Below are 8921 nucleotides of genomic sequence, written 5' to 3' on the forward strand. Positions count from 1 at the left end.
TGATACCATTTTTCTTTATACTATCACTGAGGCAGGTTGGACATTTGATTGCTAGAGTTATTTGCATTTCTCTATTTTATCAAAATCCAATCGGCTTTTTCTTCAGCATACTTTTTGAAACACTACCGAGGAGATTATTTATGACATTTAATAACAATGAAAATACACGTGTGTGGTTTATTACAGGTGCAAGCAGTGGACTAGGATACGAATTCACAAAAAAAGCATTGGAGTCAGGAGAGAAGGTTGTTGGTGTTGCTAGAAATATTGAAAAACTGAATGAGTTAAAATGCCAGTTTGAAGGAATGTTACTTCCTTTAAGTCTTGATGTTACTGATAGAAGTGCTGTTTCGACTACAGTGGAAACTGCCATTAAACATTTTGGAAGACTCGATATTGTCATTAACAATGCAGGGAATATGGTAATGGGAATGATTGAAGAATTTAGTGAAGATGAAGTTAGAAGCCAAATGGAAACTAATTTCTTCGGTACAGTATGGGTAAGTCAAGCTGTTATGCCGTACTTGCGGGCACAAGAATCAGGTCATATTATCCAGATATCTAGTATTGGTGGACTGATTAGTGGTCCAATGTCGGGAATCTATAGCGCTAGTAAATTTGCTTTAGAAGGATTTAGCGAGGCTTTAGCACAAGAAGCTGCACATTTTGGTATAAAAGTATCTATCGTAGAACCTGGAGGTTACTGGACGAATCTATACTTAAAAATGAGTTTTACTACACAGAAAAAAGAGTATGATTCATTACGTGAAAAGTTGGCCCAACAATATTCAAACGAATCGGTGGATAGTGATCCTAAGTTAGCCGCCGAAGCTATAATGAAACTGGTTAATAGTGAGAATCCGCCTCTCCGATTAGTTCTGGGAAGCCTTGTATATGATTTAGCTGTTGAAAATGCAGAAAAACGTATATTTACATGGAAAGAGTGGGAATCAGTCAGTCGTTCTTCGGAACATGGGATTCCTGCACCAGAAGGATACGGAATAATTGAGGAATAGAAACCCTAAGAAATAAACTCTCTAAACTACAAAAACTAATTAATGATTTAATATGTTTATTAACTTAATCGCTAGAAAGGGAGGCGATTGTATGGAATTGATAAAAATGAGAGGAATAGAAAAATATTTTGGAGGCAAGCTTCTTTTTACTTTTGATAAATTAACTGTTTTTAAGAACGATATTATTGGTGTAGTCGGGTTAAACGGAAGTGGAAAAACGACGTTGTTGGAGATCATTAACAATGATATAGCTCCTGACAAGGGAAATGTTGAGGTTAAGGGAGATATCTCTTATTATAAACAATTCGGTCAATACCACGAATCAGTAGATTCTTGGCAATTGAAAGAATTTCGCTCCAGCTCAACAATATCTGAAGGTTGGTTCAGTGGTGGGGAAAAAACTCGTTTACGTTTAGCTGAGACTTTTTCTAAGAGTAGTTCAATACTTTTACTAGATGAACCAACAGCGAATTTAGATACTAAAGGGATTCAATTGCTAAAGCGAAATTTAGGAAAATATAACACAATGATGATTATTAGCCACGATACAAATTTATTAGATGAATTGTGTAATCGAATTATTGAGATTGACAACAATACCATTAACTGTTTTGACGGGAATTATACTGCATATAAACAGCAGAAGGAACATCAAATTCACACTGAGAAAAGAGAATATGAAAATTATCAAGCAAAGAAAAAGCAACTAGAGGAAGCTTATTTGCAGAAAAAAAGGCAAGCTGAAGCGATAACAGATAAGCCAAGGAATATGAGTAATTCTGAAATTAGAGCTAGAAGTTTCATATCTACTTACAAGTCTTTTGGAGGGCGACAAAAAGCAATAGCAAAGCAAGCAAAAGCCGTGCAATCACGAATAGAGCAGTTAGATGTAAAAGAACAAGTCGAAGAACAGGCAAATATTCGAATTAATTTTGAGCTAACAAATCCCCCGAAAAATAAAATATTAATTCGTGGTGAAGAAGTAACTTTTGGATATGATAATCATTTGATTTTTAATCATGCCTCTTTTGAAATCCGAAACAAACAAAAAGTTGCTGTATTGGGGGATAATGGAAGTGGTAAATCTACTCTTTTTTCTTTAATCAGAAATAAGTATGAAGGGATCTATGCTGTACCGAAATTAAAAATTGGTTATCTGTACCAAGAGTTTGAAAATTTGCAGCCAGATAAAACTTTACTGGAGTCTGTCTTGTCTGACAGTGTACAAGAAAATCAGGTGGTGTTTCAAAAAGTATGCTGACATTAAATGAAGCCATTATTGATGTAAAAAAAGGTTAAGTCGAAAGCTTTAAAATGGTTTTCAATCTTTTTTGGGCACTGTTGCAAATAGAGATTTGAGTCGATGATGTTCCCTTTAAAAAGTGCTTAGAGACCGAAAACCCTGTTGATTAGACACACTTCACCCTGAGGCTGACCATAATAAAATGACGATGCTTGTCCTTTACGTAGTGCACGCATGACTTCAATACCTTTAATTGTGGCATAAGCAGTCTTCATAGATTTGAATCCTAATGTGGCCCTGATGATTCGCTTTAACTTACCATGATCACATTCAATGACATTATTTTTATACTTAATCTGCCTGTGCTCAATATCTACTGGACATTTTCCTTCTCGCTTTAACCGTGATAAAGCATGGCCATAGGTCGCTGCTTTATCTGTATTGATGACCCGTGGAATTTGCCATTTTTTCACCGTATTGAAGATCTTTCCTAAAAAACAATAGGCTGATTTACTGTTCCGTCTAGCGGAAAGGTAAAAGTCAATCGTATGACCACGTTGATCAACTGCACGATACAGGTAAGTCCATCGCCCCTTCACTTTGATATAAGTCTCATCCATATGCCATGAATGTAAATCTGTAGGGTTACGCCAATACCAGCGTAACCGTTTTTCCATTTCTGGAGCATAACGCTGAACCCAACGATAAATTGTACTGTGATCCACATTTATGCCTCGTTCAGCGAGCATTTCTTGAAGTTCACGATAGCTGATGCCATATTTACAATACCAACGAACAGCCCAAAGAATGATTTCACCTTGAAAGTGCCGACCGTGGAAGGGATTCATCTGCTGTATCTCGAAATAAATAAGATATTTAGCTTATCATGTCAGCCTATTTGCAACAGTGCCTTTTTAGGTGGTTCCGCTAGGGTATACTGAAAATAAACTTGTCCTGTACCTGATTCCAGTAAAACACTCTCCGAAAATATCGAGACGATTCACGGTTGGTTACAGATAGTTTGGGTGTTATTTTTATCTCTATGCTTGATAGGCTTTATGAGCTTACCACAAATAATTTTTCATTCGGTCAGTCCTCGCTTTCATCCGACCAATTTTGACTCAACTCACTCACCAAACGACTCTCATCGCATTTAAAATCAATATAGTGATAGGTATTGGCAGGCAATAGCCAATCCTGCCCTGTCAGTGGACATTTTTGTTCCATATCTTCTGCCTGTGTCCAATCACGGTAATTCATTAGAAAATAATAGGTGGGTACACCTGTGCTTTGTTCAATGATACGGCACAATTCTCGACCTATTTTGCTATGCTCAGAATTGGGATTTTGCATTTGCTCTAAGGCAAAGGCTTCACTTACTGGTTGAGAACCAAGCCACAAACGATATAACGCTTCAGCCTGACGATACCATGACCACACATTATCATAACAAGGGTGATCAGGTTGGGTATATGGGATTTTATATAGAGGAATGCCTTGTAAGGTTACTCCATCTAGTAAAGGCGAACTCCAGCCCCAACGCAACATGTAAAATTCAGATTGCGTTGGTACGGCATAACGGGGAAGAGGATAGTCATGGTCTTCTCCGATATACAAGGTTTGAATGGGTTTACCTGCTAACTGTTCGATTTTATTGTGCATTTCTTGGGCATAGCTGTTCATATTTTTACGGTCAAGGGCATCCATTTCAGGACACACCACAGTCACGCGAGTAATATCATTTTGGCTAACAGCTAAATGATGGTTACGGGGTAATATTTGTCCGTTGCCTTCTAAATTTCCTAAATAACAAAATACATCATGGTCGTGGCTATCATCATCTTCAGCGATACCTGTATATTGGGGTATGATAATATCAAAGGCGTGCATTTTTATATCTCATGCTTAATTTATATTAAATATATTTGGGGATGTTGCTGTTGAAATTGGTTAAAGTGCTGTCTTGTAGTGTCAATTTAACCTATACCGTCAATGCCGTACACTCTAAATATTAATAATACTTAAACTACTTGATATTATAACTATAATTTTTCTTATCATATTTACCGAAATAAGGAACAGCTACATCCTTATGCACTGTATTATTACTATCAGTATATGTAATTACTATAGAGTCTTCGGTGTCAGAATATTTTATAGGATACTTAAATGATTGATTAGGAGATAAATTACCTATATTTTCTGATTTATTAGTGGTTTTATAAGTTAAATTAACCTTAGTTATATCTTCGGAGGTTTTGTTATTTATAATTAGCATCCCTTCTGATTCACTTTGACTGGAACAAGCCACAGTAATTAATGCACTTAAGCTAATTACATACAGTTTTCTTATTGAGATCTTCACGAGCCAAACCTTTAGTTATTTTATTTAATACAAAATAATTCTATGCAAGAAATGCCACTCTCAACTTCTTAAGCCTATTGGAATGGCTGTATTACAAGAATTGTAAGTTTAATATTGAAAGTCTAACCTTCGTAAAATAAATGATTTAGCGAAAAAAAGTTGAGAGTTAAGCATAAAATGGAATCTTATTTTTCACCAAAGGAATTAGAAGATGTTAAAGAACCATTAGTTATAACTTTCATTTTGAGACTACCCTAAATTCTGTGTAACTATCTAGTTTTCTAAAATACTTCTTAAATTTTGTCAAAATGGCTTTATTAGCTCGAAAAACTAACTTTCTATACACCATGAAGTACACCGCGACTACCTAAATAACTCAATATACCAATATCATTAGCCTACAGCCTAAGGTTCTAGTCCTCACTAGGGTACCGAAGCAGTGAAATTGGTTTGCCATAGGCATACTAATCAGAGTATGAAAAAGAAACTCCTCTCTCTGCAAATTCTTGATTGAAAACACTAAGAACCTTCATACTAAAAGTATAATAAATAAGTACTAGCCTTTCTATTATGGTGATGTCGTTCATATTCCAAGATATTCTCCGATCATCTAATAACCCCTCCCAACTAGGATCGTTTATTTTAGGTATAGATTGACTGCCGTAAGAAGGTATTTGATCAACTAAATGACGCATATCATCGAGTTTTTGATTTGATAGGGGTTACCCCAGAATTTGGAGAAAATAGTACGACAAGGAATTTTGTCGACTAATTAATTTATTAAAATCAAAGATTTATATTTTTATGCTTTGCCTGTCTGCTAGAGATTGGCAACATGCAATTTAATTGAAAGATTTTTAACGAAGTTCTTAAATAACAACTACATAGAAGTAAATAAATGTACTTACCGCCCTATAATTTCCGTTTTCTGTGCTGACCCCTAATATAGCAGTTTTTCACTGAATAGAACTCAGATAACTTATCATTTGGTGATAGTCAGAAGCCTTTATTCCCTTAAAATAATTTTTGTTTTTGATATCAAGGACTACTTCTACCACAACCTGTAAACAGCGAATAAAAATCTTAAAATTTAAACCCTAATTTCGATAAGAAGGGTAAATATACTTTCTGCTTTTCACTATCTAATAATGCTTCAGCAATTTGTTCAGCAAACACATCGTAACTTCGACCTGCTTGCCCTTGTGCCAAATACGATGCCTCATGTAATTGAGATATTTTTTTAGCGAAGGCAAAGCGTTGATTATCGGTCATGGTTATAAACATATCTACTGTATGTGGATCACGCTCTGTCTTTTCAGCTTTTACCGTTTTGGGCTTGGTTCTTTGTTTAAATTTAAAGGTAAATCCTGTAATAGTGCGACCTTGCTTGTGTTGCTCATATTCAGCAATAATATCCGTGTGTTCGTTAATTTGACGGCACTGTTGCAAATAGAGATTTGAGTCGATGATGTTCCCTTTAAAAAGTGCTTAGAGACCGAAAACCCTGTTGATTAGACACACTTCACCCTGAGGCTGACCATAATAAAATGACGATGCTTGTCCTTTACGTAGTGCACGCATGACTTCAATACCTTTAATTGTGGCATAAGCAGTCTTCATAGATTTGAATCCTAATGTGGCCCTGATGATTCGCTTTAACTTACCATGATCACATTCAATGACATTATTTTTATACTTAATCTGCCTGTGCTCAATATCTACTGGACATTTTCCTTCTCGCTTTAACCGTGATAAAGCATGGCCATAGGTCGCTGCTTTATCTGTATTGATGACCCGTGGAATTTGCCATTTTTTCACCGTATTGAAGATCTTTCCTAAAAAACAATAGGCTGATTTACTGTTCCGTCTAGCGGAAAGGTAAAAGTCAATCGTATGACCACGTTGATCAACTGCACGATACAGGTAAGTCCATCGCCCCTTCACTTTGATATAAGTCTCATCCATATGCCATGAATGTAAATCTGTAGGGTTACGCCAATACCAGCGTAACCGTTTTTCCATTTCTGGAGCATAACGCTGAACCCAACGATAAATTGTACTGTGATCCACATTTATGCCTCGTTCAGCGAGCATTTCTTGAAGTTCACGATAGCTGATGCCATATTTACAATACCAACGAACAGCCCAAAGAATGATTTCACCTTGAAAGTGCCGACCGTGGAAGGGATTCATCTGCTGTATCTCGAAATAAATAAGATATTTAGCTTATCATGTCAGCCTATTTGCAACAGTGCCCTATAAAAAGGGAGCTTTAGAGACTGTAAATAAAACTGTATTTACACAGAATTATTTACACCCTCGTGTGACAGTGCCGCCCTAAATTAAATAACAAATTTTTTCTATCTTTACTCTTGAATTGTCATTTAGATCAGGATAACTACAATAATTCTCTGATCCCCCAAATCTCTCAAGTTTTTCTAATATTTTCCTGTACATACCTCCCTTTTAAGCGTATCTAGATTTGTATTTGGAATTATATATTCTTCTTTTGTAGGTTCCATAGCTATTGGATCACCTGTTACTTCTTTGTACATAACTCCTCCTAGTCTTCGGAATTTTTCTTGTTCGCAATCTATCTCATATAGAACTGTTGACCTATTCTTCTCCTCTTTAAACTCGGTTTCTACCCAAGCTCTTGTTATTTTGGGATTCTTTGTACTATTTAATTTTATAATTTTAGATTGATAATTTGCATTATCTATAATTATTTTTGCAAATATATTTTGAGCATTAAGAACCATTACGCTGATTAATGTAATTTTTAATAGTCTTTTCACCTACTTAGTCTCTTTAAAGCTAATTTCCAGAAATATACTTATATTATTTCTGTTGTTCAATTTATTTTTTAATTTAATAATTTTAAATGGGTTAAATGGGTAAGGACACACAAATGGGAAAAACTCCCTGTTGCTATACGAGATCAATTTAAGAAGTAACTAGCCAAAGTCATAGAGCAGCCACATATTCCAAAGAATATGCTGAGAGGCAATCTTGCAGGTTGCTATAAAATTAAATTATTAAAAGCTGGTGTCAGACTTGTCTATCAATTTAAAGATGATCAGGTAGTTATCTTGCTCATCACAGTCGGGAAACGAGCTGATAGCATAGTTTATGACGAAGCTAAAAAGCGTATTAAAGACTAAAAATGGGAGCTTATAGCTCCCATTTTGAATGGGTTCTAACATTTTGACTTTGCATAGCACCTATTATATTAATTTTAGGAATACTTAAGTTTAGTTAAGAACAATAGTCTTGTTTAAATCTTGAATAAGGAACATTTCTACGTTGTGTTAGATCTTTCCCTTTTAAATCATTGGCTAATTTATCTGATAATTCTTCACTAGATTTTATTTTGTTTGGAACCCATGAATAAGCATGTCTAGGTAAAATTTCAAAAAGATTAGTCATACCAGGTACATAAGAATACTTAAATTGAGTATAAACTTGATCATAGAATCCCTTACAGATTCTATCATTTTCTTTTGAAACTAAATTTCTATTCATAGATGTTGAGAAGTCATATAAGCTCCCATTTTTGTATTCATAATCATATTTTTTCCCAGTTTTAGGACTTTGGCTTGATGTTATTTTTATACCTGAATTAAGCTCTGAAATAGTAATATCTAATGACTCTTTGAATTCAATAGTTTCAGATTTAATTAATTTTGCTAGATCGTTAAACTCATATATAAAATAATGGCTTTCTGGGCTACTCATACCAAACCATGCGCCACATGTACTTGTTACAACATAAGTATTCTGCTGTTGCTTATATATCTTTTCTAAGATTTCACATTGTGGGTCGATCTCACTAATAAAACCAGCATTTCTATTATTGTTCTCAATAGAAAATGGATACTGTTTTACATATAACTCACTGTATTTATTTGTTATTTTATATAAACCAATATTTTCTGGATAACCTTCATTATTTTTTATAAATTTGAATGGCTTAACTTCAATGGCATACGCAACACTACCAGCCATTATGAGAATATTTAGTAGAAATATTTTAGAAAGAGGACTTTTCACTTTAAATACCTTATAAGTTTAAATTATAAAGTAATTTTAGCTACTAATTAAAAAAAAGGTGAAATATTCAATTATTAATTGTCCATTTAACATAATGGCGATTATACGAAGTACACTTGTAACTCCAAAATAGAAATGTCCGGTTTCTCCAAAGTAAAAATGTCCGCTTTTAGAATATGCGCTGTTGCAATTTTCTTAGCGGACGGTTTGATATGTTGGTGTCTATGTCGGATAAAGAACTTAA

10 protein-coding genes are annotated in these 8921 nt (G+C 34.6%); 3 read left to right on the forward strand and 7 right to left on the reverse strand.

Translation table 11 applies throughout. The features are described from left to right. Positions 1–140 precede the first annotated feature (140 nt). Both FTU71_RS13995 and FTU71_RS14000 read left to right on the forward strand, forming a co-directional pair. The gene (locus tag FTU71_RS13995) at positions 141–1016 is read left to right on the forward strand and encodes an SDR family oxidoreductase (protein ID WP_078081115.1); all 876 of its coding nucleotides are present in this window, start codon (positions 141–143) and stop codon (positions 1014–1016) included. A 91-nt stretch (positions 1017–1107) separates the two neighbouring features. After that, complete coding sequence (locus FTU71_RS14000; protein WP_179989164.1) at positions 1108–2277, forward strand: ATP-binding cassette domain-containing protein; 1170 nt, start codon at positions 1108–1110, stop codon at positions 2275–2277. 125 nt (positions 2278–2402) lie between these two features. Here FTU71_RS14000 and FTU71_RS14005 read toward each other — a convergent pair whose 3' ends face one another. From FTU71_RS14005 to FTU71_RS14030, 6 genes are all read right to left on the reverse strand, one after another. Further along, entirely contained in the window at positions 2403–3107 is a 705-nt protein-coding gene (locus FTU71_RS14005; RefSeq protein WP_043963410.1) for an IS6-like element IS1008 family transposase, read from the reverse strand. Positions 3108–3348: 241 nt separating this feature from the next. Beyond that, on the reverse strand, positions 3349–4149 hold the full coding sequence (locus tag FTU71_RS14010) for a DUF2310 family Zn-ribbon-containing protein (RefSeq protein ID WP_114237944.1): 801 nt from the start codon (positions 4147–4149) through the stop codon (positions 3349–3351). A gap of 136 nt (positions 4150–4285) precedes the next feature. After that, positions 4286–4624, reverse strand: coding sequence for a hypothetical protein (locus FTU71_RS14015; RefSeq protein WP_114237945.1), 339 nt, complete (start codon positions 4622–4624; stop codon positions 4286–4288). A gap of 1083 nt (positions 4625–5707) precedes the next feature. Further along, positions 5708–6073, reverse strand: a complete 366-nt coding sequence (locus tag FTU71_RS14020; protein WP_218944957.1) for a RepB family plasmid replication initiator protein — start codon at positions 6071–6073, stop codon at positions 5708–5710. A 39-nt stretch (positions 6074–6112) separates the two neighbouring features. Continuing rightward, positions 6113–6817, reverse strand: coding sequence for an IS6-like element IS1008 family transposase (locus tag FTU71_RS14025; protein ID WP_043963410.1), 705 nt, complete (start codon positions 6815–6817; stop codon positions 6113–6115). Positions 6818–7062: 245 nt separating this feature from the next. Continuing rightward, a complete protein-coding gene (locus tag FTU71_RS14030; protein WP_179989163.1) occupies positions 7063–7422 on the reverse strand; it encodes a surface-adhesin E family protein in 360 nt (119 codons plus the stop codon). Between the two features lie 171 nt (positions 7423–7593). Between FTU71_RS14030 and FTU71_RS14035 the strand changes: the two genes are divergently transcribed. Beyond that, the gene (locus FTU71_RS14035) at positions 7594–7788 is read left to right on the forward strand and encodes a type II toxin-antitoxin system RelE/ParE family toxin (protein WP_050595110.1); all 195 of its coding nucleotides are present in this window, start codon (positions 7594–7596) and stop codon (positions 7786–7788) included. 94 nt (positions 7789–7882) lie between these two features. Here the strand turns inward: FTU71_RS14035 and FTU71_RS14040 are convergent, their stop codons facing one another. Further along, complete coding sequence (locus FTU71_RS14040; RefSeq protein ID WP_031946098.1) at positions 7883–8677, reverse strand: hypothetical protein; 795 nt, start codon at positions 8675–8677, stop codon at positions 7883–7885. Positions 8678–8921: the final 244 nt, after the last annotated feature.

The organism is Acinetobacter sp. YH12136 (genome assembly GCF_013418545.1).
Taxonomy (GTDB): Bacteria; Pseudomonadota; Gammaproteobacteria; order Pseudomonadales; family Moraxellaceae; genus Acinetobacter; species Acinetobacter towneri.